Source organism: Acidobacteriota bacterium, from assembly GCA_009838525.1.
GTDB lineage: Bacteria > Acidobacteriota > Vicinamibacteria > Vicinamibacterales > UBA8438 > VXRJ01.
In genome coordinates this window covers 562,240-586,398 of sequence record VXRJ01000018.1, presented here as the reverse complement: position 1 = coordinate 586,398, position 24,159 = coordinate 562,240, and the positions used below count along the sequence as shown (strand labels likewise).

Below are 24,159 nucleotides of genomic sequence, written 5' to 3'. Positions count from 1 at the left end.
CATGATCCACCATCGTTGCCGGAACGGGCAAGGCGGCCGAATCCGCCTTGTCCGAAACGCCCGGATCGCCGTAAGATACGCGCGGTTTTCGACCCTGCGCTGCACGGCTCGACTCCACGGACCCCGTATGACGCATCACACCCTTGTCCGGCTCGCGCTACGCGTGGGCGCGGCGGTCTTGCTGACCGCCGGCGCGGCCTTTTTCGCCGCCGGCGTCGGCATGATCCCGGGCGTCGTGCTGCATGGCCAGCCGGAAGCAGCCATTGCCGGCGCGGAAGCGACGGAGCCGGGCGCGCCGCCGCAGCAGCCGATTGACTTCAGTCACGCGCTCCATGTCGAGCAGGCGGGGATCGATTGTCAGTTCTGCCACGCCTACGCAAGGCGCGGCCCGGTAGCGGGGATTCCGTCGGTCCAGCGGTGCGCCGGCTGCCATCAGGCCATCCTGGCGGAAGCGCCCGAGATCCTGAAAGTGCTCGACTACTGGGAGAACGAGCAACCCATTCCCTGGGTCCGTGTCCACAACCTGCCGGACCACGTCCGGTTCAACCACAAGGCGCATCTTCGCGCCGGCTTCGGCTGCGCCGAGTGCCACGGGGACGTGGGCGGGATGACGATCGCCCGGCAGGTTTCTTCACTCACGATGGGCTGGTGCGTCCAGTGCCACGAGGCCAACGACGCGTCCCGCGACTGCCTGATATGTCACCATTGACGGAGACGGTCGGCCGGCGCACCTTCCTCAGGATGCTCGGCAGCGCCGGCCCTGCCGCCGCGGCCGCAGCCTGCTCGCCGGTCCCGCCGGAACGGATCATTCCGTACGTGATTCCGCCGGATGACGTCGTTCCCGGCATCGCCACCTGGTATGCCAGTGTCTGCGGGGAGTGCCCCACCGGCTGCGGCGTGCTGGTGAAGACGCGGGAAGGGCGCGCGATCAAGGTAGAAGGGAATCCCCGGCATCCCGTGAATCGGGGCGGGCTGTGCGTGCGCGGACAGTCGTCGCTGCAGGGGTTGTACGACCCGGACCGGTACCGTGAACCGCTCCGCCGCCGGGAGGGCGAAGGGCGGGACGGCCTGGCGCCGGTCAGTTGGGACGACGCCGAAACGGAAGTGGCGGAGCGCATCGCGGCGTTACGCGCGGAGGGACGTGGCGACCGCATCGCGGTCGTAACGCCGGCGCTTACCGGCACCCTCGACGCACTGATCGACCGCTGGTGCCAGGCGGTGGGCGGCGCGCGTCGCCTGCGCTACGAGACTTACGCCTGGGAAGCGATGCGCGCGGCCAACGACGCGCTCTTCGGCCGGGCGGCTGCGCCGTACCATGACTTCAGCCGGGCGGAGCTGGTGGTTTCGTTCAGTGCGGACTTCCTGGAGACCTGGCTTGCCAGCGTGGCGCATGCGCGCGATTACGCCGACGCCCGGCGGCCGGATGGTTCGACAACCGGCGCGCGGGCGCGTGCCGTCCACTTCGAGCCACGCCTCTCGCTCACTGCGTCGAACGCCGACGAATGGGTGGCGATTGAGCCCGGCAGCGAAGGCGCGATTGCCGCAGCGATGGTGCAGGTGATCGTTGCCGAGGGCCGCGCGCAGGTCGAGGACGAAGCCGGGCTCGAGCGGATCGCCGGCGTCGTCGCCGACTGGACGCCCCAGACGGCGGCGGAACGAAGCGGCGTACCCGCGGAGCGAATTGCCGAGTTGGCGCGCGCCTTTTCGGATCCCGTGGCCGGCGCGGGACGGACGCTGGCGGCGGGCGGCGCGGTCGCCGCGTCGGGGAGCGATGGGGCCGAGGCGGCAGCGGCGGTCGCGCTGCTGAACTACGTTGCCGGCAACATCGGCGCGACCGTCCGGATGGCGCCGGAGACGATGTGGGACGGCGCCGCAACGTACGCCGACATGACGTCCCTCGCGGAGGCGATGCACGCCGGCGAGATCGATCTGCTGGTGCTCCACCAGGTGAACCCGGTCCACACGATGCCGGCGGCGGCCGACTTCGCCGGGGCGATGGAACAGGTTCCGCTGGCCGTTGCGATTGCCTCCAGTCCGAACGACACAACGGCTCGCGCCGACATCGTTCTGCCAGCGCACACGCCGCTGGAATCGTGGGGCGATCACGTGCTCGCCACCGGTGTCGAGGGGTTGATGCAGCCGGCGATGCGACCGCTGTACGACACGCGGCACACGGGCGACATCTTCCTGGCGGTGGGTCGCGCGGCGCTGGCGGACGCTCAGGCGGACGCAACGGCCGCGGAAACCGGGGACAACGAAGTTCCGGCGACGTTGCCGGACGGCGAGTTCTACGATGTGCTGCGCGAGCGGTGGCGGGCGCTGCAGGCGGCACGGATCGCGGCGGAGGCGGCCGCCGCGCCCGACGAGGTCGAGGCGCCGGACGATGCCGAAGCGCCCGAACCGCAGGACTTCGAGGACTTCTGGGCCGACGCGATTCGCCGGGGCGGGCTCTGGTGGCTGGTCGAACCCGAGCCCGTCAGTCTGAACGACTCATTCGACGGTCTCGACTTCGGCGCCCTGGCACGCGACGCGGCGGGCACGGGCAACGGACGCGCGCTGACGCTCCTCCCCTACCCGTCACTTCACTTCTACGACGGCCGTGCCGCCAACCGGCCATGGCTGCAGGAGATTCCGGATCCGATCCTGAAGGCGACCTGGGGAAGCTGGATCGAACTTCACCCGGAGACGGCGGCGGCGATCGGCGCCGAGGAAAACCAACTGGTCACCGTCGAATCGGATCACGGCCGTGTCGAGGCGACAGTTCTGCTCAACCTGCACCTCCATGCGGGGGCCGCCGCGATGCCGATTGGTCAGGGACAGACCGCTGCGGGCCGCTACGCCAGCGGCAGGGGAGCGAATCCCCTGGCCCTGCTCGATCCGGTTCCGGCGGGCGCGTCACGCGGCCTGCGCTTTGCCGGCACGAGGGTCGATTTGACGCCGCGTGAACTGCACCGGCCGGTGCATCGTTTGCAGGGTACGTTCGATCAGCATGGCCGTGGTCTGGCTCGGGCGGTTACGCAGCAGGCGCTCGATGCGGGTGACATTCCGCATGAGGAGGAGCACCTCACCCTCAACCCACCGCTGGTTCACCCGGAGCACCGCTGGGGAATGGCGATCGACATCGACGCGTGCACGGGTTGCAACGCCTGCGTCGCGGCCTGCTACGCGGAGAACAACGTGCCGACGCTGGGCGCCGACCAGATGCAATGGCGCCGGGCGATGTCCTGGCTACGCATCGATCGGTTCGTCGAGCCGACGGCGGACCCAGGGGCGACCGGCGCGACCGGTGGAGAGACACGCTTTCTGCCGATGCTCTGCCAGCACTGTGATCATGCGCCCTGCGAGACGGTCTGCCCCACATACGCGACGTACCACACCGACGAGGGATTGAACGCGCAGGTCTACAACCGGTGCGTTGGGACGCGCTATTGCGCCAACAACTGTCCCTACAAGGTCCGGCGCTTCAACTGGTTCCAGGCGGAGTTCCCCGACCCCTTGCCACTCCAATTGAATCCAGACGTCACCCCGCGGAGCGCCGGCGTCATGGAGAAGTGCACGTTCTGCGTGCAGCGGATCGCGGAAGGACGCGATCTGGCGCGGGACGAAGACCGGCCGATGCAGGATGGCGACGTTACCCCGGCGTGCGCGCAGACGTGTCCGGCGCAGGCGATTGTCTTCGGCGACCTGAACGACCCGAACAGCCGCGTGTCGCAACTCTCGGCGGATGCTCGTGGCTATCACGCGCTGTCAGAAACGAATACGCGGCCGGGGGTGACTTACCTCCGGAAGGTGCTCCGGTGAACGGATCCGGCGCAGCGGTGGGGGCGGCCGGCAACATCACGAGCGGCGCCGCGGCCGCGGGCGTCCGGTACGCCCGAATCGACGCCGACATCCTCAGGACGATGCGCCCGCCCGGCATCGCCTACCTGGGCGCGCTCGCCCTGGCGCTTGGCGGCCTGACGTTTGGCGCATACGCCTTCTCCGTGCAGTGGCGCGCCGGCCTGGGCGTCGCCGGTTACCAGCACCCGATCTACTGGGGCGTCTACATCACGAACTTCGTCTTCTGGGTCGGCATCGCGCACTCTGGCACGCTGATCTCGGCGGTGCTGTTCCTCTTCCGCGCCCGGTGGCGGACCGCCGTGGCACGGGCGTCAGAAGCGATGACGGTGTTTGCCGTCATGACGGCGGGGCTCTTTCCGATCATCCATATAGGGCGCCCCTGGTTCTTCTACTGGCTGATCCCCTACCCCAACGAGCGCCAGCTCTGGGTCAACTTCCGCTCGCCGCTGGTTTGGGATGTCTTCGCGATCTCGACCTACTTGACGGTCAGCGCGATGTTCCTCTACCTCGGCCTGATTCCCGACATTGCCGCGGCGCGCGACCGGACGACCGACTGGCGGAAGCCGATCTACCGCGTTCTCGCGCTTGGCTGGGACGGTTCGACCCGGCGGTGGCGCCACTATACGGCGCTTTATGCCTTCTTCGCCGCGCTGGCGACACCGCTGGTGGTGTCGGTGCACAGCGTCGTGTCGTGGGATTTCGCGATGTCCATCCTGCCAGGTTGGCACAGCACCATCTTCGCCCCGTACTTCGTCGCCGGCGCCATTTTCTCGGGCTTGGCGATGGTGATCACGCTGCTCATTCCGCTCCGCAGGCTGCTCGGGCTCGAGGAATACATCACCATCCACCACTTCGAGAACCTGGCGAAGATGATCATTCTCACGTCGATGATCGTCGGCTACGCCTACATGGTGGAGTTCTTCATCGCGTGGTACAGCGGCAGCCCGTATGAGCAAGCGGCCTTCTACGATCGGATGTTCGGGCAGTACCGGCTGTTCACCTGGGCGATGCTCACCTGCAACGTAATCGTCCCGCTGTTCCTCTTCGCCAAGCGGATCCGGACGAGTCTGCCGGCGCTTTTCGTCATCTCGCTCCTCGTGAACGTCGGCATGTGGCTAGAACGGTTCGTCATCATCGTGACGTCGCTGTCGCACGACTTCAACCCGGCCAACTGGGCGGGCATCTACACGCCTACCTGGGTGGAGGGTGCGATTACCCTCGGCGCGTTCTCGATGTTCTTCTTCCTGTTCCTGGTGTTCGTGAAGAACTTCCCCGCGGTGTCTATCACCGAGATGAAGGAGGCGTCCGACCTTGGCTAGCGGGACGCACCTGATCGGCGTATTCAGCGACGGCGCAAACGCCGCGCGTGCCATTGTGCGGCTCCGCGACGACGGCCTGGGTGGCGTGACGGCGTACGCGCCGGCGCCCAACCACGACATCGAAGCGGCGCTGGACGACCCGGTCAGTCCCGTCCGCACGTTCACGCTGGTGGGCGCCCTCCTCGGCTGCGCCAGCGGCTTCGCGCTGCCCATGGCCACCGTCTACGACTGGCCGCTGATTACCGGCGGCAAGGCGCTCTATTCGATCCCGCCATTTGTCGTAATTGCGTTTGAATTGACAATCCTGTTCGGCGCGCTCGCCGGCATGCTCGGGTTCCTGACGCTGTCGCGCCTTCCTCGGCTGCCCGGATTGTCGCGTCCGGCCACAACCCTTGCTCTCGACCCGCGCTTCTCGCACGACTGCTTCGGCGTCCTGGTGCCGTGCGACGGCGAAGCGCAGAGCGATGTCGCCCGCGCCGCGCTCGAGGCGGCGGGCGCGCTGGAGATCCGATCCGATGGATAGAACCAAGCTGTCGGTCCTCGCGCTGACCACCTTCGTCGCCGCCGCCGGAGGTGCTGGCTGCGCGGCGCAGACGGAACCGCGCGACCCTGAGGCTCGCACCTGGATCCGGAACATGTGGACCGGACCGGCGGTGCTGCCGCAGGAAACGGCGGCGCGGTCGTTGCCTGAACACACAATGGCAATAGACGGGCACCGGTTGCTGAACCGGCGCGAGGCGCGTCTTGCGTTGACGAACCCCCTGGAGCCGACGCCGGAAGTTCTGGCCGACGGGGCCGCCCTGTATGCCGCCTACTGCGCCCTCTGCCACGGTGACGCCGGCGCCGGCGACGGCCAACTCGCCGACCGGTACCGCCGGATGCCCGACTTGACGCAGCGTTACGTCCTCAACTACCCGGACGGTTTCGTCTACTCGATCATCCGCGAGGGTGGGCGCAACATGCCACGATTCGCCGATGCGCTCAGCATCGATGAACGCTGGGCCCTGGTTCACCACCTCCGAACCCTTGACCCCGACGGCGCATCCGCCCGGGCGAGGTCGTCCCCGTGAATACCGCGACGGATCACACGCCGACGGACTCCGGCGGCGCGCTAGCGCCGCCATACGTGGCGCCGCCGCAGTTGAAGAACGTGTTTCTGGCCGCTGCGGGGGCGGGCGCGCTCGCCTTCCTGGCCTATGTCCTGCTGGACGATGCGGGACGCGTCTGGCAGGCGTTGCTCGTGAACGTTCTCTTCTTCGCCGGCCTGGCACAGGCGGGCGTGGTTTTTTCCGCGTTGCTCCAGGCTACGTCGGCCGGCTGGGGACGCCCCCTGAAGCGGGTCGCGGAAGCGACCGGCGCCTTCCTGCCCGCGGCATTCATCCTGACGCTGGTCCTGCTGGCAGGCATCGGAGTCTGGGCGCCGTGGGTCGCGGAGCCGGTGGAAGCAAAGGCCGCGTGGCTGAACGTCCCGTTCTTCGTCGCGCGCGAAGTGGTCGCCATCGCGCTCCTGAGCGGCCTGAGTCTGGTTTATATCTACCGTTCGGTCCGACCCGACGTCGGGATGCTGCACGAATCCGGCGAGCGGCCCGTCAGCGGGCTTGCCGCCCGTTGCATCGCGGACTGGCGCGGCATCGGCAGCGAGCGCGAGGCTGGCCAGCGCTCGCAGGACCGCCTGGCGGTGGCGCTGCTGATCGCCTATGGCTGGGTCTATACGCTAATCGCCTTCGACTTCGTGATGTCGCTGGAACCGCACTGGTTCTCAACCCTTTTCGGCGGCTACTACTTCATCGGAGCGCTGTTCTCCGGCCTGGCGTTCCTCGCGATCGTCGCCGCGGTTGGAAGCGGACCCATCGGGATAGGCGCCGCGGTCAGTCGCCAGCAGCTCCACGACATCGGCAAGCTGCTCTTCGGCTTTTCGATTCTCTGGGCCTACATGTTCTGGTCGCAGTACCTGGTGATCTGGTACGGCGACCTGGCGGAAGAAACCGAGTTCATCTACCACCGGATGCACGGCCAATGGACCGTCATCGCCTGGACCGTTGCCGCCGCCGCGTTCGCGATCCCGTTCGCTACGCTGTTGAGCCGCGCGCTCAAGATGCGCCCGAAGGGGCTCGCCACGATTGCCGGCATCGCCCTCGCCGGCATGTGGCTGGAGCGCTTCATCCTCGTTGCCCCGTCGCTCTGGCACGAGGCGACTCTCCCGCTGGGGATCCCAGAGCTGCTGATGACGGCAGGCGTCGGCGGACTCTTCGCCTGGTGCTATCTCTCCTTCCTCGAGCGCTTTCCAACCCTGCCGGTTTCCGATCCGAAGCTGGCCGCCTCCACCGGCCTGCACTAGCGGTCCAGCGCTAATTCGCCCACCGGCCGCTGCCCCTCAGTCTCCGCTCAATCTCGTTTGCAATGCTCGCCTTCTCATGCTCCTGTTGCACGCGCACCTGGAATGTCTGCGTCGTTCCTTTCGGACCATGGTCGTAGAGAATGCCCTCGACGACGTATGGCGTTGGCGACGCCGTCACGGTCGCTTGGCAGTGCTTCCGTGTTCCTTTCCGGCCGAAGGGTCCGAGCGTGATTGAGGTCAATCCGGGCACTGACATGATGGTTTGTAGCACTTCGCGTGCCTTGGCGGACGGAACGTCCTCGAGTTTCTTGACGCCCTTCCCCCAGATCGTTGCGTGCGACTTCGGGCTGGTGATGGGCAAGGCTACATCGCGCGAACCGTAGGGGCTGCTCGTCCCGTCACGCGCCGTTTCCGGACGCGCGCGAGTCGTACCCATCGGTGGCCTGCGCTTCTCCTCCATCCGGGTGTGCCAGACCTCACGTACGCCGTGTATCGCACCGGCAGCCAGCGGGTCGTCTTCCAGCTTCACCAAGACCTCCATGACGGCCGTATTGATGTCGCTGGTCGTCACGGAGTGCTTCAGGCGCCGCGTGCTGCCGCGTAAGTGCTTGATCACACCCGGCAGCACGAGTCCCGGCCCGGCGATGTAGTCCGACTTTGCCTGCCGGCAGGCGGAGCGGACCGCCTCGATGATCTTCTGGCGCTGGAATGGTTCTTCAGGCTTGCCGCCGGACTTGAGAACTAGCCAGTTCCCCTCCGCCCTTAACAGATCGAGCAGGGAGTTCGCTCCCTTGAGCGGCAATTCGACCACCTCGTCGGCGTAGAACTCCAGCATCTTCTGTCGCAATCGGTTCGGATCGGCCACCACCACCGGTCTACCGTGTCGGTGCGCATGCACTACTCCCATCGCCGATCCGATGGACTCGCGCCACATGTTGACCAGTAGCCCGTCCGCATCTTCGATTGCCTTCAGATCCGCCTGCACGAACTCGTACGGCGACGCGTCTCTGCCGACGAGGTTGTCGGTCGGGTCAATGAAGTCCAACTGGCTTCCGTATTTCTTCTTGACCTGCTGGCGCCACTCCCGCCGCTGGGTCTCGTTGCAGCCGGAAATCGGTCCGCCCAGGTATACCCGGAACCTCGCGCGTCGCATCATTTCTCACCCCACTTTGTTGGGCCGCACGTCCTGTCATCGAGGATCTTGTAGCAGCTTAACGCGGGAGCCAGACGGCATTGCGGTGCGCATGGGGTGCTTATTAAATGCAAACCCTTTTAAATTAATATTGAGTCAATTCCAAATCCCGTTTATTCTTATGTACCACTCATTTAGTTAATATGGAATTAACGACCGGGGCACCACCGTTTTCAGGGGACACACACATCGGCAAATGAAGCAGGTGCAGGTGCTTCAGCACGTTCCGTTCGAAGGCCCGGGCAGTATCGGCGACTGGCTCGCGGCACAAGGCGTGGACACTGAGACCACCCGGCTATTCGCCGGCGACCCACTGCCAGGCGCCGACGAGATCGACGCCCTTGTCGCGCTGGGCGGGCCGATGAGCGTCAACGACGAGGACACGCTGCCCTGGCTGCGGCCCGAGAAACAACTGGTGCGCGACGCCGTGGCGCGCGGAATCCCGGTGCTGGGCGTCTGCCTGGGCGCGCAGTTGATCGCAAGCGCGCTCGGCGCCCGCGTCTACCGTGGTTCTGCCCCGGAGATTGGCTGGTTCCCCGTTCAGGGAGTCCCGGGCGTAGCGCCGTGCTTTCAGTTCCCGCCCGAGAGCCTCGTCTTCCACTGGCACGGGGAGACCTTCGATCTTCCCGATGGCGCCGTGCGCCTGGCCCGTAGCGCGGCCTGCGAGAATCAGGCGTTTCAGGTCGGCCAAAACGTGGTCGCCCTCCAATTCCATCTGGAGACGACACCCGCCAGCGTGACGTCGCTGGTCGAGCACTGCCGGGACGAGCTGGTCCCGGGACCCTATGTGCAATCGGAGGCTGATCTCCGCGAGGCCCCCACGGAGCGCTACGCGGAGGCCAACCGCTCGATGAAGGAACTGCTGACTTACCTGCTGGCCGGAGCACTCGCGGAAGGGCGTTTCACGACGGAGCGGCAGGGGGGCTGAGTCTTGCCGTCAGGCCGCGGCGCTAGCTTGTCGGGATCTCCGGGACATCGCCGTCGGCGAGCAGTTCGGCTCCGGTGGCGGCGCGGATCTCCTCGACGCCGACCCCGGGCGCGCGCTCCAGCAGGCGTAGCCCCTCGGGCGTGACCTTCAGGACGGCGAGCGACGTCACGATGGTGTCGACCACACCCTTGCCCGTCAGCGGCAGCGTGCACTCCGCGAGGACCTTGTGGTCACCGCGCTTCGAGACGTGGTCCATCACGATCAGGACGCGTTTCGCACCGGACACCAGATCCATGGCGCCGCCGGGGCCCTTCACCATCGCTCCCGGAATCATCCAGTTGGCGAGGTCGCCAGAGGCTGACACCTGCATCGCTCCCAGGATCGCCAGATCGATATGGCGTCCCCGGATCATCGCGAAGCTCTGGGCGCTGCTGAAGTAGCTGGCTCCGTTAACCGCGGTGACGGTTTCCTTGCCCGCGTTGATCAGGTCGGCGTCGATTTCGGCCTCCGTCGGGTAGGGGCCGATGCCGAGCAGGCCGTTCTCGCTCTGGAGCAGGATCTGCACTCCGTCCGGGAGCAGGTTGGCGCAGAGGGTGGGGATGCCGATGCCGAGGTTGACGTAGTCGCCGTCCCGCATCTCGCGAGCGGCGCGGGCAGCGATCTGTACCCGTGTCAACGCCATGGTCGTTAGTCCTGCTCCGGCGGCGCCACCGGCCGATATGCCATCAGCCGGCGCGGGTAGTCCGCTTCTCGATCACTTTCTCCGGATCCTCGCCCACTACGATGCGGTCCACGTAGATGCCCGGCGTGTGGACGTGGTGCGCGTCGATGGCGCCAGCCGGCACGATCTCCTCCACCTCGGCGACCGTCACGACACCGGCTTCCGCCATCGAAGGGTTGAAGTTCTGCGACGTCATCCGATAGACCAGATTGCCCGCCTCGTCCGCCTTCCATGCCTTGACGAGCGACAGGTCCGCGTGTAGAGCGGTCTCCAGGACTTGCGGCCGGCCGTCGAACTCGCGGACCTCCTTCCCCTCGGCGAGTGGCGTCCCGTAACCGGTCGGCGTGAAGAAGGCGCCGATACCGGCCCCGCCCGCCCGGATCCGTTCCGCCATCGTCCCCTGCGGATTGAGTTCCACCTCCAGGCTGCCGTCGAGGAACTGACGCTCGAAGGTCTTGTTCTCTCCGACGTAGCTTGCGATCATCTTCCTGATCTGGCGTGTGTCGAGCAGAAGGCCGAGGCCGTCATGGTCGACTCCGGCGTTGTTGCTGATGCACGTGAGGTTGCGGACGCCCGAATCACGCAGCGCGATGCACAGGTTGCGGGGAACGCCGCAAAGGCCGAACCCGCCGACCATGACAGTCATTCCGTCATGCAGCAGGCCGTCGAGGGCGGCGGCGGAACTGGAATAGACCTTGCGGCGCACGTCAATCTCGGGCTGTGAACGGCGCTACGCCTTCATCGGGCCTTCGGGCACACCGGCGCCCTGGCGGACGAAGCGCGCGAGATTCGACATATCCTCGTCGCCATAGCCCTGGGCGATCAGGGCGTCCTCGATCGTCGCGACGAGACTGGCGATGGGCAAAGGAACCTGGAACTCGCGGGCGGTTTCCAGCGCTATGCCGAGGTCCTTTCGATGCAGGCGGGTGCGGAAGCCCAGCGGATACTTGTCGTTCAGCATCTTGTCCGACCGGTTGTTGAGGATCCAGGAACCGGCGACACCGCCACCGATTGCCTCTACCACCCGCTCCGGATTTGCGCCCGCCCGGTAGGCGAGCGTCAACGCCTCGGCAAGCGCCATGAACGTTCCGGTGATCGCCACCTGGTTAGCCACCTTGGCGATCTGGCCGCAGCCGACCGGACCGATGCGTGTGACCTTGGCGCCGATGATCTGCAGGACCGGCTCGGCGCGGGCGAAATCCTCTTCGCTCCCGCCGCACATGATGGTGAGGGTTCCCTTGATCGCACCCTCCGATCCGCCAGATACCGGCGCGTCGACGTAGCCGATCCCCTTTTCGCGGAACTGATCGGCGATGCGGCGCGTCGCGGCGGGTGCTATCGACGAGCAGTCGATCACGAGCCCGCCCGATGCAAGACCGTTGATCGCGCCGCCTTCGGGATCGAGAAGCACACGCTCGACATCCGGGGTGTCGGAAACGCACGACAGGATGATCTCGGCGCTTGCGGCAGCGGCGGCGGGTGAATCGGCGCGCGCGGCGCCCAGCTTCTCGAGCGGTTCTTCACGCGCGCGCGTCCGGTTGTGGACCGTAACCTCGCACCCGGCCTTGATCAGGTTGGTGGCCATCGGGGCGCCCATCGTGCCCATTCCCAGCACGGCAATCTTCATGGTCTCGATACTCCTTCGTCCGTCACATGTGCGTGAACGATCCCGCGCCCTGACCGCGGCCGGTTGGTGACGAGCGCGAGGAACTTCTTCCAGTAGCGGAAAGACGGCGTGTACACGGTTTCGACGTCGCTGAAGCCGGCAGATTGTAGCATCTGCCTCAGGGCCGTCAGTGTCGGCATCGCACAGAGTTCGTCGCTCGCCTCGCGGGCTCCCTCGTCGCCCGGAAAGAACGGCACTAGCGGGTAGCGCTCGTGGAGCGCCGGCAGCAAGACGTGCGTCTCGCAAATCAGCAGCCGCTTGGTGACGGCGCGGACGCGCTCGAGCGCCGCCAGCGGGTTCCGCAGGTGATAGAAGACGCCGAGCAGCAGCACCAGGTCGAACTCTCCGATTGTCCTCGGGTCCAGTTCGTGCACGTCGGCGTGGCGGTATTCGACTCGCGAACCGAGCCGTTTGTGGGCCGATAGGAACTCCTCCATGCCGAAGCGGTCCCAGGCAAAACGGTCCACGGCAAGCACGCGGTCGGCACCACGCCGTTCGCACTCGAACGAAAAGAAGCCGTGCCAGGCACCGATGTCCAGAACCGACCAGCCTGAAAGATCGTCCGGGATCCGGAGCAACTGCAGGCGCCGATCGAAACGCCGGCGGATCCGTCCCTCGCGCGACCACGCGGTGGCGCCCTTGTCGGGCCGGCTGATTACCTGGTGGGGACGTTCCTCGGTCGGGCCGTGCATGGAATCGGGAGCGGGGCGGTGCAGGATAGCACGTGCCGTCACTCCGGCCGGACGCGCAGGCGACGAATTCGGTCCGCGGTCGGCGGGTGGGTCGAGAGAAACGAGAAGCCTTCGTCGGCCGCCGCGAGTCGCTGAAGGACCCGGACTGCCCCTGCCGGATCGAAACCGGCGGCACTGGCCAGCTTGACCCCGAGTTCGTCCGCCTCGTCCTCCTGTTGGCGCGAGTAAGCCTTCGACAGGCCGTCCATTCCCAGCCGCCGGATCAGGGGCGACAGTCGCCGTGTCGCGGGAGTTGCCATCGAAACCGCCGCCAGCGCCTTGTCGGTGAGCCAGCGGTCGATAGCGTGTCGACGGATCACGTGCGCCATCTCGTGGGCCACCACGAACGCCAGCTCGTCGTGGTCGCGTTCCGCCAACTCCACCAGAGCTGTCGAGACAAAAATGTAACCACCGGGAAGCGCGAATGCGGCCCGCTGGGTATCCGCCAGCGCGGTTATCTCGAAGCGGTGCGCCCGGTTTGCAACGCGATCCGCCAGGGCCGCCAGAATGTCATTCAGCAGCGCCTGGACCTCCGGGGCAACCGGCAAGCGCGACGCCTCCCGCACCTTGGCGGCAAGGTCGAGACCCATCTGCCGCTCCGCGACGATCGCGTCTTCCTCGCTCCCGGCCGCAGACTCCCAGATCCACTTCGCCTTCTTGAACTTCTTTCCGGCGAGCCGTCCAACGAGGTACGGCATGCCGCGCGTCTGCGCCATCCGTTCAGTGTAACTGCCAGCGGCACCCGACCCGAGCCGCATCCGACCGCCGAACCTACCAGTTCAACGAGGAACCCGGGCTGCCAGCGCCTGCTCGACGAGACGGTCGCCGACCTGCACGGTCGTCTGGCGCCAGCCCCTGTCGTTGGGGCAAAAACAGTCCATCAGTGTCCGTGCGACCGCCACCGCGCGGAGAGACGACTGATTTCCGGCCCGACGGACAGCCTGCTCGGCCCGCAGCGCCGCCAGGACGCGCACCTGCGAGTAGGTTCCGAACTCCACCACGGCGGTACGGCAGCGCCTGGCCGCGCCGATGCGCCGAGCGAGCCATGTCCCCATCGTGCCGCGCGCCGCGTAAGGGGCATCTTCTCCCGCCAGCACCGTCCGCACCGGTCTGAACGCCTCGCGGTACCAGTTGATGTACGCACCCTGATCGGGTTCGACGATGAGCTGTGCCCTGCCCCACCGCCCAAGACCACTATGAAGGTCGAGATGAACGACCGTGGCTGCCGTCCCGATCCAATCGTCGTAGTGCGCCTGCACCAGGCGTGTGGATTCCTCCGGTTCCAGGCCGCCGAAGAAAAGGCCGTCCGGGTGATCGTACTGGCCGGCGGCAACTGCCGTCGTCACTGTCTGGAGGCCGTGCCGGCATATCGCCCATCCCGCACGAAAGGGGAACGCATCGAGACGGTCGGGCGGCCTGGGCGGATTGAGCAGCCCGTGGACCAGTCCGTAGCCGGGAGGAACCCCTCGGTAGCTTTCTTCCGCGTCCAGGAAGTTCCGATTCAGATCGACGTTCCGTTCGTTGACACGCCGGCGCCACGCGAAACCATAGGGATTGAGCCCGTGAAGGAGGACGACGCGCGTGTCAGCCGGAATGGCCACCGCCCCACCGCCAAGCCGCCGGAGCCACGCAAGTTGAATCGCAGACCCGATGAAGCCCTCGACCCCGTGCAGTCCGGACGAGACAACGACCGCACGTTCCGGCGTTCGGGCGCCCATCAACGCTACGTCGATGGTGAGTGCTTCACCGTCGGGCCCGCGTCCGTCAACGGGCTGGTGCGCCAACTCCGCGCCGACGCCATGCGCCGCGACACGAAAGCGCTGCCGCGCGGTCGCGTAGTCGGGCGAGAACGGATCAGGCGATCGTGATCTCCTCCGACAGATAGACGTTCTGGATGGCGTTGAGCAGGGCGACGCCTTCGGCCATCGGTCGCTGGAACGCCTTGCGGCCGGAGATAAGGCCGGTGCCTCCCGCCCGCTTGTTGATGACGGCGGTCCTGACGGCCTCCTTTAAGTCGCTCTGCCCAGAGGACGCGCCGCCCGAATTGATCAGGCCGGCCCGGCCCAGGTAGCAGCTGGCGACCTGGTAGCGGGTCAAGTCAATCGGATGATCCGAAGTAAGCGTGTCGTAGACCCTCGGGTGCGTCTTCCCGAACTTCAGCGCCGTGTAGCCCCCGTTCGTCTCCGGCAGCTTCTGCTTGATGATGTCCGCCTCGATGGTGACGCCCAGGTGGTTCGCCTGTCCGGTCAGGTCGGCCGCCGCGTGATAGTCCGTGCCGCCGGACTTGAACGCCGAGTTGCGGAGATAGCACCAGAGCACGGTGAACATCCCCAGTTCGTGGGCCTGGTGGAACAGTTCCGTCACCTCCTGGAGCTGGCGGTCCGACTCCTCCGATCCGAAGTAAATCGTCGCGCCGACGCCCATTGCGCCCATGTCGAACGCCTGTTCCATGTTCGCGAAGCGGATTTGATCGTAAGAGTTGGGGTACGACAGGAACTCGTTGTGGTTGAACTTCAGAATGAACGGGATCCGGTGAGCGTAGCGGCGGGCAACCGCGCCCAGCACGCCGAGCGTCGAAGCAACCGCGTTACAACCTCCCTCGATGGCCAGCCGGACGATGTTCTCGGGATCGAAGTAGTCGGGATTCGGCGCGAACGATGCGCCGGCCGAGTGTTCGATGCCCTGATCGACGGGCAGGATCGAGACGTAACCTGTGCCTGCCAGCCGCCCGTGATCGAAGAGCGACTGCAGGCTGGTGAGCACGCGGGCCGGCCGGTCCGTCGTCGCCACGCAGCGGTCGATGAAGTCCGGTCCGGGGAGGTGCAGCCGTGCCGCCGGGATCGTGTCGCACCTGTGCTCCAGCAGGGCGGCATCCTCGCCCAGAATGTCGACAATCCCGTTCACTCCCGTTGCGGTTCGCTCCAGCACGCCTGTAGTCACTTGGTCCCTCCGGCTCCTGGTGGTTGTCGTTCGCGTTCTTCCCCAACCCGCCGTCAATAAAGAAGCATCGCGGCAACAATCACGAGAATGGCGAATAGCACCACCCACTGCCACACTTCCTGTTTGTCCTCGGCCGGGATCAACTGGAAGGTGATTGCGCGGTGGTCGTCGATCGCGTTACGGAGGAACGATCCCGACGACAGGTTCGCATTGTCGAGGATGAACGACCCGCCACCGGAGCGCGCGTCGAACATACCAACCCCCTCGGGGTTCAACCGCGTCCTGATCCCTTCCAAATCGGCCTCGAGTGTCTGATCGTAGTCGACCCCGCGGACGAAGTCCTGCAGAACGATGTCCAGATCGGCACCGGTCCGCGAACCAATCACGACCGGATAGATCGCCAGGCCGCGCCGCCGGAATTCGACCAGCGCCTCGTCGAGCCGCACGACCTGCTCGGCATCGGCCGCGAAGTCGCCGTCGGTGAAGAGAAGCACCACGCGGTCGTCGCGCTCTACCGGCTGCCACTCCTCGTCGCCGCTGTCGAACCGGTCCTGATTGTCCAGCGATTGGTAAACGTGTTCGAAGGCTGTCGCGATGTCGCTGTCCCACGGGAACGCGTCGCCCGACAACTGATCGGGAGGCTGGATTTGCCCCACCTGCTCGACAAAACGCTCGGCGTTGGACGAAAGATGAACCTGGCGCAGCGCGGTGGTCCCAAAGACGAACAGCGCCACTCGGTCTCCCGGTGTCAGGATGTCCTGCGTGTAGAGGCCGAGCGCCTCGCGTACCCCCAGCTCCAGACGTGAAGGACCGAGGTCGCGCACCCACATCGACGCGGAGGCGTCGACGATCACGGCGACGTCCACGTCGCCGCGCTTGAAGCTCGACGCGCCGTACACCCAGAAGGGGCGTGCGGCCGCCACTCCGAGGACGGCGAGGGCCAGCGTCACGATGAACCAGAACTTGATGTGGCCGACCCAGGGGTAGATGGATCCCTCCGTTCGCGCCGGCCGGAGCCGCAACCGGAGAAGGAACACGAGGACGCCGAACAGCATCAGCAGTCCGGCGATGGGTACGATGGTGAGGTACTCGGGGTTCTGGAACTCGACGCTCTCGCTCAGGGCCGACTGCAGGGCGTTCATTTCAGCCGCGCCGGCGGCGCACCGGCGTTCCTTCGCCCCGCATCTGCTCGAGTTGCGGCGGCTCCGCTTCGCGCAACGGCTCGAGAGCGCGGCGAACCGCCTCCGGGTCGCTCGTCAGATCGTAGTTCCACTTGAAGTCGAATCGCCCGGACGTATCGCCTCGCAACGCCCGCTCGTAGTCGGCGTTCACGTCGTCGAGGACCTCCTGGATGATCGCCAGCTTCTTCGGCTCAATCTCGGGATCGTCTTCGGGAATGGCCCGGTAGCGCTGCCGCGCGAGCTGAAACTTGGCGCTCGCGAGCAGGTGCGACGCGCGGGGGTCGTCGACCTCGTCGGCCAGATCGCGGACCACCGCTTCATAGTCGCCCGTGAGGTAGTTGTAGGAAGCCTGCTGCAGGAACGCGTCGGAGAAAAGGTACGCGTCGGCGAACCAGCCGAGGCCGTATCCTCGGCTACTCTCATAGAAGCCGGTTACCGCCGCCAGTTCCGTGTCTGCCTGCTCGTAGTCGCCCCGGTCCACCGCGTCACTGAGGCTGTCCAACCGGTCGTAGAAGTTGGCGAGGGAGTTGGAGGGGACAGCAACCGCCGCGAGGAATACGAGGGCCAGAATGAAGCCGATCAGAAACCGGAAGGCCGATTCGCGGTCGAGCAGGTCCGTCAGTCGCAGTCGCACGTGGTGTTCTCCTTCGTCCCCGGGGCCGGCTTACGGCGTTGTCCCCCAGACCAACTCGGCCAGGAGCCCGGCCGGGATACCGATTACCAGGAACGCCATCGCCACCAGCAGGAACCGGGCGTAGATAGGCACCTTCAGCGCGCGGTGCCGCTGCTCCACGCGGACCGCCTCCCGCTCGTCGATCGCCTCGTACGCCTCCTGCAGGCTGTCCTCGTCGGTCACGTCGAAGTAGTCGCCGCCGTACTCGCGAATCATTTCGATGAGACGCGGGGTGCTCGGGTGGCCAATCATCGCCGTCCGGGCATCGGACGTGTTGATATAGATGATGTAGGGCACGATGTTGCGCTGGCTGAGGGCTGCGAACTCCGAGTCGGGGAATTCGTCCACCGCCGCGTCGGTCACGATCAGCACCGCGCGGTTCGGCCGGTCGTCGCTTCCGAGGGCGGCATCGTCCTGATCGAACTGCTTCGTGATCGACTGCAGCGGCCGAATGATGTTGGTGTCTCCCTCCGCGGGCACAATCCGTACCTTGTCGCGCGGCACCACCATCGCCTTGTCGAGCCGCTGGGTCATCACGTAGGGCGCATCCCAGACCTGGAAGTAGTACAGCTCGTCGTCCATGACGAAATCGTCCACCATGTAGGGATACGTGGAAAACAGCCAGAGCGACACGCGGTCGTTCTTTCCGCTCCGCATCTCGAGGAACCGGAGGTGCGCGTCGCGCGCCACCTCCGCCTTCGACTTGCCGGTGTCGGGGAACTCCCACGCCATCGATCCCGACGTGTCGACGAGGTCTACCCGAACCCGCGACTCGATGTAGCCGGTTACCTCCTCGGTTGCGGTCAGGAAGGGATCCGCCGAGGCGGCCACCATCAGGGCCAGCGCGGCGGCCACGGCCAGTTTTGGCACGGAATGGGCGACGCGAACCCAGAGCGGCTTCTTGTGCTCCTGATCGATGAGGTAGCCGGAATGGTGCCGTGCGTGCTTGCGCTGCCGAAGCACGAGGCGGGCTAGCGAGGCGACGGCCACCACGCCGACTGCGACCGCGAGCCAGGTAGCCATGCCGATGTTGCCGTAGCGCACCTGGGCGAACTCGGTCTCGAAGAGCTCCTGCACGCTGGTCGTGAAGAAGCTGACGATCTCGTTCCAGGGCAAGAACATGACGTCTTGGTCCGCTGCCGTCCCCGCTTATCCGCGTCCGCCAAACAACCCGGTTATCGATCGCCAGAGCTGGATGTGCGGTCGCAGCTCCGTGAGCGACGCGTCGATGGCTTCCGCCTCCTCCATCGGATCCGCAATCGTCGCGCTGTCGTCCCGCTCCAGACCGGCCTGGTAGACGACCAGGCGCGACGAGAGCGATGCGAGCGCCTCCTTGCGTCCGCCGTCCTTCAGCCCGTCCACGTAACGCTGAATGTCCTTCGCGGTATCTCCATTGCGCAGATCGGGCAGCTCGGCCCGCAGGTATTCGCGCGTCGCGATCACCAGATCGCGCGTCAACGCCTGGAGCGAGCCGTTGTCGCTGGTCGGGACCTCCTGCAGCGCCTGCACTTGCTTCCGGAGTGTGCGGCGAGCCTCCCAGATGGATGGCGGCGCCGGCATCAGCGACTCGAGGCGCTCGATTTCCTCGAGTTCGCGAGCCACCTCAGTCGGCACCGTCTCGGTCCTGCGGGCCTGTCGGAACAACAGGAACAACCAGAATGCCAGTGGCAGCGGCGCGAGGGTCCAGGCCATAGCCCGGAAAAGCGCGGCCCAGCCACCGAACTCTCCCAGTTCTATCGTGTCGCGAATATCGAGGATCGGCAGGTCGTTCATGGTCGTAACGTAGCGGACCATCCGCTGACCGCCGTCGACCTGCTGGATCTCCGCGTCCTCGATATCTTCACCCAAGTCGCGGATCAGGTAATAGAAACCGAACGACGGGATAACGTAGACGGCCTTCTCCGGCGCGATCAGACGGAGCCCGTACGCGAAGTCCCAGATGTGCTCGTCTTCTATCTGCCGCTTGTCCACCTCGAGCGAAACGGCCTCGAACGGGTGGACCGGCAGGTTCTCCGGAGCCATCCGGTCTTCGAGAATCAGCAGCTCGCGCCCCTCGTCGATCAGGTCCGGAAACCGAACGCGATAGGTCTGCGTGATCAGGTCGCCCGTCTTGACGACGGTCGGCTCGATCTCCAGCGTCTCGATGGCGATAGGCGGCACGCCGGTCTCCTGAGCCGTGAGTGGAACCGCCCATCCTGCCGCCACCGCGACCAGCGGAATCGCCAGCAACATGGAGATGGGGGGCTGTCGCTTCGGACGATGCCTCACGGTGTCTCGCTCGCGCATCTATCGGGCCGTCCTTGCGATGAAGAACTTCGGGAGTTCATCAATGTGGTTCGCTGGCGTGAGCACGACCGAATCGATGCCCGCCTTGTGTTTCAGCATGTACTGCAATTCCGCGCGTCGCTCCTCGATGGTCCGCCGGATGTCGCCTGCCTTGCGGGCAGAAATCACGGTCTGCCGGCCGGTTTCCATGTCGGCGATCCGGACGTAGCCCATGCGGCTGCGGAAGCTGAACTCGTCGGGATCGTCCAGTAACAGCATCATCATATCGTGCTTGGCGGCCAGCGTGGCGAGCAGCTTAAAGTCCATGGAGTCGCGGTCGTTGACGAGGTCGACCACGTCCGAGACGACGATGATCGAATGCCGGACCTTGAGCCGGGAAGCGACGAACCGGAACGGTACGTTGAAGTCGGCGGCTCGCCGCTCCGGAAACTCCCTCTGCAGCTTCAACTTCTCAAAAATCTGCGCCGCCATGTAGAAGATTTGGGAACTGCCCAGTTTCGGCTTGATGTAGAGCTCCACGCGGTCCGAGAAGGCCAGCAGTCCGACCGGGTCGCGGCCGTTCGATCGGGTGAGTCCGATGTTGCCAATCAGGTCGAGCATCAGCAAGGCGATGTTCGACGCCTTCGACAACTGGAAGAGGACCGATGTGGAGAGGTCGAGGAGGAACAGCGTCCGGAGCTCTTTCGGCTCCATCCGCTCGATGCGGAACAGCTTCTCGGGATAGGTGCGCAGGCTGAGCACCCATGCGATGTCCTTCAGCGGCTGGCCGGGACGCCATTGATCGACGCCGACGATGTCGTAGCCCGATCCCTTGTAGGTGCTCTTGTGGTCGCCGTAGTTCATCGAGTGGGACTTCTTGCGCGTCCGGATCCCATGTTTGATGTCCCGGAAGCGCGCGTAGACCTCCTCTATTTCCACGGCGGAACCTCCATGTCCGCAACGACCTGGCGGAGCAGGTCCTCCTTGTTGACCGAGAACTCCATTCCCTCCCGAAGCACCAGGCGGTGCGCGAGAACCGGTTCGGCCACCGCCTTGATGTGGTCCGGCGTGATGATGGTGTCGCCGTGAAAGAAGGCGAACGTCCGGGCCACCGCCTCCAGGTGGAAATGAACCCGGGGCGAGATGCCGACCCGGATGTACTCGCGGACGGTTCGCGTCGACCGGCCCTGGACCCGGTGCGGACGCGTGTTCCGGATCAGGCGGGTCTTGTACTGCTGGCCGTAGTCGGACATCTTCACGGTATCGAAGATGTGCTCCGCGATTTCCAGCACCTCGTACAGGTTCGTCAGCTTCTCGACCTGCTTGCCCACGACGTTGCGGGCGCTGATGTTCAGTTCGTCCTCTTCGTCCTCCGGATCCATCATGTTGATGGAGAGCGTCGTCCGGTCGAGTTGCGCAACCGGATTGGCGAAAGTGCCCTCCTCTTCGCCGAAGATGTTCTCGGTGCAGATGACCATGAAAAAGCGGGGCCCGGTTATGTCGCTGTAGTCGCACGAGAGCGGAAAGAGGGGCAGCATCTTCCCTTCGGCCAGTTCGCCGTAGTCGGAGTTCAGCGTCGCCGAGCTCTCCTCCATTCCCTCCAGCACCGCGGCCTTCGTTTTGCCGGAGAGCCGGTTGTCCTCGTCGATCAGGACGATGTGCGCCATCAGCTTGCCCGGCTTGAAGTGGATACGGCGGGTACCGTCCACTTCCTCGACGATGGTCTCGTAGCCCAGGATGTCCTCCGGCATATAAGTTGGGAGCCCCTGGATCCGCTCGAACTTGGCGTCGATGGCCATCGCGCAGGCGCTGACCAGATCCGTCTTGCCGGTACCGGTCGGCCCCTTGAACATGACGTGGGGCTGACGGAGCTTCTTGCCCTGACTCAGCTTGTCCGTGTAGGGCAGCAGCGTGAAGAAGGCCCAGGAGAGAATGCGCGCCGCGTCGTCCAGCCCGTAGAGCCACTTCGTCGACTCCCGCTGGAACCGTTGAACCACCTCCTGCGCGCGATCATGATCGATGGCCGGTTTCTCCTCGGCCAGCTTGGTCTCGACACTCATCGGCAACGGCACTCCCCTACCCCGCCGGCAACTGCGTCCGGCAAACCGGCGGCACGTTCCGTCGGAAAAACAGCCAAGCATAGCAGCGACGGTGCCTTGGCGCTACCGCGCCGATGATGCCAGCAGGGCACGGGCGACTGGCGTTTCTCCCGTCGGGATGCCAACATGACCGTCCGAAGAAGGAGGTTCGATGCCATTGATGACGGCGGAACAGTACGTGGAGAGTCTGCGGGACGGACGCAACGTCTGGTACCGCGGCGAGCGGGTGAACGACGTGACCACGCACCCGGTAATCGGCCTGGCGGTTGAACATGCCGCGATCGACTACCGGATGGCCGAGGATGCGGCGGAGCGCGAACTCGCGGTGGTTGACGGTCCCGACGGGCCGTACTCCCGCTACTACGAGATCCCGCGCACGCCGGACGATCTGCTTCGGCGCAGCGCCCTGATTGAGCGTGCAACGGCGCTGGGCGGCACGCTGGTCGTGCTCATCAAGGAAATCGGCACCGACGCCCTCTTCGCGCTTCGCCTCATCGCCGGTCATATGGACCGGACCCTCGGCACCACCTACCTCCCGCGCGTGGAGGCGTTCCACGCACACTGCCGCGACCGGGACCTGGCGGTCGCCGTCGCTCAGACCGACGTCAAAGGCAACCGGGCGGGTGGGCCGACGGCACAGGTTCATCCCGACTACTACGTTCGCGTCGTCGCCAAGGACAACGACGGCATCACCTTGCGCGGCGCCAAGGTGCACACGTCTGTCTCGACCAATGCGCACGAAATCATCGTGCTCCCGACGCGCAATCTGGCCGAAGGCGAGGAGTCCTATGCGGTCGCCTGCGCGGTGCCGGCGAACGCACCCGGCCTGACCATGCTGGCGAGCGGATACGGCCGGCGCGGCAACGCGTTCGAGCAACCGCTCAGCGCGCGGCACAAGATGATGGAAACGCTGACTGTCTTCGACGACGTCAAGGTGCCGTGGAACCGGGTCTTCCTGAATGGAGAGGTCGCCATGGCGGGCCCGCTCGCGAAGACCTTCGTGGAATTCCACCGCTTCACGGCGGTCAGTTACAAGCTGCCGCTGGTCGACCTGTTCGTCGGCGCCTCACACCTGATGGCGGAGTACAACGGGGTGTTGAAGGCCGGGCATGTTCGCGACAAGCTCGCCCGACTGATCAGCTATGCCCAAATCTGCCGCGGCATGACGCGCGAAGCGGCCCGCGAGGCCAGCGTCGTCGACGGCGTGGCCGTGCCCGACGCCGAGTTGATCAACATCGCGAAGCTCTACTTCGCCACCAACTACCACCAGGCGCTTGCCTGGGTCCAGGACATCGCCGGCGGTCTCCTGGTGACGGGACCGAGCGCCGAGGATCTCGACGACGCGACCCTCCGTCCCCTCGTCGACCGCTACCTCGGCGCCGCCAACCCCAACGCCGAGGAGCGCCTCCGGCTGATCAACCTGATCGCGGATCTGACGGCCAGCGATTTTGCCGGCTACCAGTCCACCCTTGCCATCCATGCCGAAGGCAGCATCGAGGCAGAGAAGATGACGATCTGGCGACAGCACGACATCGAACCGGATGTCGCCTACGCGAGGCGCCTGGCCGGGATCACGAAGGTGGAGTAAACACGTCAACGTCTATGGGCAGACCGGGCGCCTGGGCGAGGCGCCGGTCCATTGTCAGGAGCGGGACGCTCAACGCCTCGGCAAGCGTCACATACGCTGCGTCGTACGGCGTCAGATTGTGGCGCCACGACCAGATGCGATGCAGCATCGCCCGGTGACTGCGTCGGAGAAGATCGAACTCGTTCAGATGATCGACAGCAAGAGCCGCTCTGCCGGCCTCAACCGTTCCGCTGCCCACGTAGCGACGGAGCGCGTTCAACACCTCGAGATCGACTAAGTCGAGGGTGTGCAACGAAACCTGCGGCGCGGGAAGGGCGCGCCTGATTCCCTCGCCGGAACGCGTGCCTAGTACAAGTTCAACTACGACCGAAGCGTCCAGAACGACGGCCACTGATTTCAGTGGTTGTCGCGGTCATACCGCACCACATCGGCCGGCGACGGATCGAGATCGATGGGCGGCAGCCGTGCAATGCGGGCGAAGAGCTCCTCACGTGTCGGCCTGGCGAGCGACGCCTCGATCTCACGCAAGACATAGTCGGACAGGGACATACCTGCGAGCGCGGCGCGGGCCTTCACGTGACCGTGAACATCATTCGGAACGTTCCGAACCTGAATGAGCTTGGCCATGCATTCAAGTTGATGTCATCCGTCTTGCATGTCAAGCATCTCGGTTTCTAT

The 24,159-nt window shown here is 65.6% G+C and carries 24 protein-coding genes; 8 read left to right on the top strand and 16 right to left on the bottom strand.

Annotated elements, in window-relative coordinates; genetic code table 11:
* The first annotated feature begins 1 nt into the window (after position 1).
* The 6 genes from F4Y45_08495 to F4Y45_08470 all read left to right on the top strand — a co-directional run bounded on the left by F4Y45_08495 (position 2) and on the right by F4Y45_08470 (position 7,497).
* On the top strand, positions 2-709 hold the full coding sequence (locus tag F4Y45_08495; GenBank protein ID MXY24547.1) for a cytochrome c3 family protein: 708 nt from the start codon (positions 2-4) through the stop codon (positions 707-709).
* Positions 697-3,801, top strand: coding sequence for a molybdopterin-dependent oxidoreductase (locus F4Y45_08490; GenBank protein ID MXY24546.1), 3,105 nt, complete (start codon positions 697-699; stop codon positions 3,799-3,801). The genes F4Y45_08495 and F4Y45_08490 overlap by 13 nt, the downstream gene beginning before the upstream one ends.
* A gap of 101 nt (positions 3,802-3,902) precedes the next feature.
* A complete protein-coding gene (locus F4Y45_08485; protein ID MXY24545.1) occupies positions 3,903-5,159 on the top strand; it encodes a hydrogenase in 1,257 nt (418 codons plus the stop codon).
* Positions 5,152-5,682, top strand: a complete 531-nt coding sequence (locus F4Y45_08480; protein ID MXY24544.1) for a DUF3341 domain-containing protein — start codon at positions 5,152-5,154, stop codon at positions 5,680-5,682. Before F4Y45_08485 ends, F4Y45_08480 begins: the two co-directional genes overlap by 8 nt.
* Positions 5,624-6,229, top strand: coding sequence for a c-type cytochrome (locus F4Y45_08475; protein MXY24543.1), 606 nt, complete (start codon positions 5,624-5,626; stop codon positions 6,227-6,229). The genes F4Y45_08480 and F4Y45_08475 overlap by 59 nt, the downstream gene beginning before the upstream one ends.
* Positions 6,226-7,497 carry a hypothetical protein gene (locus tag F4Y45_08470; GenBank protein ID MXY24542.1) on the top strand — a complete coding sequence of 424 codons (1,272 nt, stop codon included), beginning with the start codon at positions 6,226-6,228 and terminating at the stop codon, positions 7,495-7,497. The genes F4Y45_08475 and F4Y45_08470 overlap by 4 nt, the downstream gene beginning before the upstream one ends.
* Before the next feature lie 10 nt (positions 7,498-7,507).
* On the opposite strand, the gene F4Y45_08465 is transcribed toward F4Y45_08470, so the two are convergent.
* Entirely contained in the window at positions 7,508-8,653 is a 1,146-nt protein-coding gene (locus F4Y45_08465; GenBank protein ID MXY24541.1) for a hypothetical protein, read from the bottom strand.
* 232 nt (positions 8,654-8,885) lie between these two features.
* On the opposite strand from F4Y45_08465, the gene F4Y45_08460 reads away from it, so the two are divergent.
* Positions 8,886-9,617, top strand: coding sequence for a type 1 glutamine amidotransferase (locus F4Y45_08460; protein ID MXY24540.1), 732 nt, complete (start codon positions 8,886-8,888; stop codon positions 9,615-9,617).
* A 22-nt stretch (positions 9,618-9,639) separates the two neighbouring features.
* Here the strand turns inward: F4Y45_08460 and F4Y45_08455 are convergent, their stop codons facing one another.
* From F4Y45_08455 to F4Y45_08395, 13 genes are all read right to left on the bottom strand, one after another.
* Positions 9,640-10,299: a CoA transferase subunit B gene (locus tag F4Y45_08455; GenBank protein ID MXY24539.1), complete on the bottom strand. Its 660-nt coding sequence runs from the start codon at positions 10,297-10,299 to the stop codon at positions 9,640-9,642.
* 43 nt (positions 10,300-10,342) lie between these two features.
* Complete coding sequence (locus F4Y45_08450) at positions 10,343-11,044, bottom strand: CoA transferase subunit A (protein ID MXY24538.1); 702 nt, start codon at positions 11,042-11,044, stop codon at positions 10,343-10,345.
* A gap of 24 nt (positions 11,045-11,068) precedes the next feature.
* Entirely contained in the window at positions 11,069-11,965 is an 897-nt protein-coding gene (locus F4Y45_08445; GenBank protein ID MXY24537.1) for an NAD(P)-dependent oxidoreductase, read from the bottom strand.
* A complete protein-coding gene (locus F4Y45_08440; GenBank protein MXY24536.1) occupies positions 11,962-12,738 on the bottom strand; it encodes a DUF1698 domain-containing protein in 777 nt (258 codons plus the stop codon). Before F4Y45_08440 ends, F4Y45_08445 begins: the two co-directional genes overlap by 4 nt.
* On the bottom strand, positions 12,735-13,493 hold the full coding sequence (locus F4Y45_08435) for a M48 family metallopeptidase (GenBank protein ID MXY24535.1): 759 nt from the start codon (positions 13,491-13,493) through the stop codon (positions 12,735-12,737). Before F4Y45_08435 ends, F4Y45_08440 begins: the two co-directional genes overlap by 4 nt.
* Before the next feature lie 21 nt (positions 13,494-13,514).
* Positions 13,515-14,618, bottom strand: coding sequence for a DUF2817 domain-containing protein (locus tag F4Y45_08430; protein MXY24534.1), 1,104 nt, complete (start codon positions 14,616-14,618; stop codon positions 13,515-13,517).
* A complete protein-coding gene (locus tag F4Y45_08425) occupies positions 14,590-15,663 on the bottom strand; it encodes a class I fructose-bisphosphate aldolase (protein ID MXY24533.1) in 1,074 nt (357 codons plus the stop codon). The genes F4Y45_08430 and F4Y45_08425 overlap by 29 nt, the downstream gene beginning before the upstream one ends.
* A 65-nt stretch (positions 15,664-15,728) precedes the next feature.
* The gene (locus F4Y45_08420) at positions 15,729-16,817 is read right to left on the bottom strand and encodes a VWA domain-containing protein (GenBank protein ID MXY24532.1); all 1,089 of its coding nucleotides are present in this window, start codon (positions 16,815-16,817) and stop codon (positions 15,729-15,731) included.
* Between the two features lies 1 nt (position 16,818).
* Positions 16,819-17,490 carry a hypothetical protein gene (locus tag F4Y45_08415; protein MXY24531.1) on the bottom strand — a complete coding sequence of 224 codons (672 nt, stop codon included), beginning with the start codon at positions 17,488-17,490 and terminating at the stop codon, positions 16,819-16,821.
* 30 nt (positions 17,491-17,520) lie between these two features.
* Complete coding sequence (locus F4Y45_08410; GenBank protein MXY24530.1) at positions 17,521-18,651, bottom strand: VWA domain-containing protein; 1,131 nt, start codon at positions 18,649-18,651, stop codon at positions 17,521-17,523.
* Positions 18,652-18,678: 27 nt separating this feature from the next.
* Complete coding sequence (locus F4Y45_08405) at positions 18,679-19,797, bottom strand: hypothetical protein (protein MXY24529.1); 1,119 nt, start codon at positions 19,795-19,797, stop codon at positions 18,679-18,681.
* Positions 19,798-19,815: 18 nt separating this feature from the next.
* Positions 19,816-20,733, bottom strand: a complete 918-nt coding sequence (locus F4Y45_08400; protein MXY24528.1) for a hypothetical protein — start codon at positions 20,731-20,733, stop codon at positions 19,816-19,818.
* Positions 20,724-21,935, bottom strand: coding sequence for a MoxR family ATPase (locus F4Y45_08395; protein MXY24527.1), 1,212 nt, complete (start codon positions 21,933-21,935; stop codon positions 20,724-20,726). Before F4Y45_08395 ends, F4Y45_08400 begins: the two co-directional genes overlap by 10 nt.
* 109 nt (positions 21,936-22,044) lie before the next feature.
* Between F4Y45_08395 and F4Y45_08390 the strand changes: the two genes are divergently transcribed.
* Entirely contained in the window at positions 22,045-23,481 is a 1,437-nt protein-coding gene (locus F4Y45_08390) for a gamma-aminobutyrate dehydratase (GenBank protein MXY24526.1), read from the top strand.
* Here F4Y45_08390 and F4Y45_08385 read toward each other — a convergent pair.
* Both F4Y45_08385 and F4Y45_08380 read right to left on the bottom strand, forming a co-directional pair.
* Positions 23,465-23,881 (bottom strand): type II toxin-antitoxin system VapC family toxin, encoded by a 417-nt coding sequence (locus F4Y45_08385; GenBank protein ID MXY24525.1) that lies wholly within the window; start codon positions 23,879-23,881, stop codon positions 23,465-23,467. The two genes, F4Y45_08390 and F4Y45_08385, sit on opposite strands and share 17 nt — an antisense overlap.
* Positions 23,878-24,108: a hypothetical protein gene (locus F4Y45_08380; GenBank protein MXY24524.1), complete on the bottom strand. Its 231-nt coding sequence runs from the start codon at positions 24,106-24,108 to the stop codon at positions 23,878-23,880. The genes F4Y45_08385 and F4Y45_08380 overlap by 4 nt, the downstream gene beginning before the upstream one ends.
* Positions 24,109-24,159 lie beyond the last annotated feature (51 nt).

What these genes read in the sequence shown, in the direction of transcription:
- F4Y45_08495 (MXY24547.1), top strand. Translation starts at nt 2, where the DNA reads ATGATCCACCATCGTTGCCGGAACGGGCAAGGCGGCCGAATCCGCCTT.
- F4Y45_08490 (MXY24546.1), top strand. Translation starts at nt 697, where the DNA reads ATGTCACCATTGACGGAGACGGTCGGCCGGCGCACCTTCCTCAGGATG.
- F4Y45_08485 (MXY24545.1), top strand. Translation starts at nt 3,903, where the DNA reads ATGCGCCCGCCCGGCATCGCCTACCTGGGCGCGCTCGCCCTGGCGCTT.
- F4Y45_08475 (MXY24543.1), top strand. Translation starts at nt 5,624, where the DNA reads ATGTCGCCCGCGCCGCGCTCGAGGCGGCGGGCGCGCTGGAGATCCGAT.
- F4Y45_08465 (MXY24541.1), bottom strand. Translation starts at nt 8,653, where the DNA reads ATGATGCGACGCGCGAGGTTCCGGGTATACCTGGGCGGACCGATTTCC.
- F4Y45_08460 (MXY24540.1), top strand. Translation starts at nt 8,886, where the DNA reads ATGAAGCAGGTGCAGGTGCTTCAGCACGTTCCGTTCGAAGGCCCGGGC.
- F4Y45_08455 (MXY24539.1), bottom strand. Translation starts at nt 10,299, where the DNA reads ATGGCGTTGACACGGGTACAGATCGCTGCCCGCGCCGCTCGCGAGATG.
- F4Y45_08445 (MXY24537.1), bottom strand. Translation starts at nt 11,965, where the DNA reads ATGAAGATTGCCGTGCTGGGAATGGGCACGATGGGCGCCCCGATGGCC.
- F4Y45_08435 (MXY24535.1), bottom strand. Translation starts at nt 13,493, where the DNA reads ATGCGGCTCGGGTCGGGTGCCGCTGGCAGTTACACTGAACGGATGGCG.
- F4Y45_08420 (MXY24532.1), bottom strand. Translation starts at nt 16,817, where the DNA reads ATGAACGCCCTGCAGTCGGCCCTGAGCGAGAGCGTCGAGTTCCAGAAC.
- F4Y45_08410 (MXY24530.1), bottom strand. Translation starts at nt 18,651, where the DNA reads ATGTTCTTGCCCTGGAACGAGATCGTCAGCTTCTTCACGACCAGCGTG.
- F4Y45_08395 (MXY24527.1), bottom strand. Translation starts at nt 21,935, where the DNA reads ATGCTTGGCTGTTTTTCCGACGGAACGTGCCGCCGGTTTGCCGGACGC.
- F4Y45_08390 (MXY24526.1), top strand. Translation starts at nt 22,045, where the DNA reads ATGCCATTGATGACGGCGGAACAGTACGTGGAGAGTCTGCGGGACGGA.
- F4Y45_08380 (MXY24524.1), bottom strand. Translation starts at nt 24,108, where the DNA reads ATGGCCAAGCTCATTCAGGTTCGGAACGTTCCGAATGATGTTCACGGT.